General features: G+C 64.4%; 1 protein-coding gene. It reads right to left on the bottom strand.

Translation table 11 applies throughout. From position 1 onward, the window contains the following. Window positions 1-236, bottom strand: a 236-nt coding sequence (locus tag L9G74_RS22025) for a family 1 glycosylhydrolase (RefSeq protein WP_275297571.1), incomplete at both ends; no start/stop codon positions are given.

Raw genomic sequence — 236 nt, 5'->3', positions numbered from 1 at the left:
ATGTGAAGGTGTCCCAGATGCTTGGTCCTCTGCCCCCCTCTGCTGCTCCACCCTCGCACTGATAGGACGCGGAGGACGTCCCGAAGATGAACCCCTTGGGGAAGCTTCTCCGGCTAATCGGCGGCAGCTCGCCGGCTTCGACGCAGGCGGCAGCTAGGAGGAGGAGGAGGAGGAGGAGGAGGAGGAGAATACCGCCGGACATCGCCACTGCCCCGGCAACCGCCATCTGAACGAAG

Origin of the sequence: Shewanella electrica, assembly GCF_022321485.1 — a bacterium.
GTDB classification, from domain to species: domain Bacteria; phylum Pseudomonadota; class Gammaproteobacteria; order Enterobacterales; family Shewanellaceae; genus Shewanella; species Shewanella electrica.
Note: the sequence above shows the minus strand (reverse complement) of the source record. Positions and strands in the feature narration are given on the sequence as shown.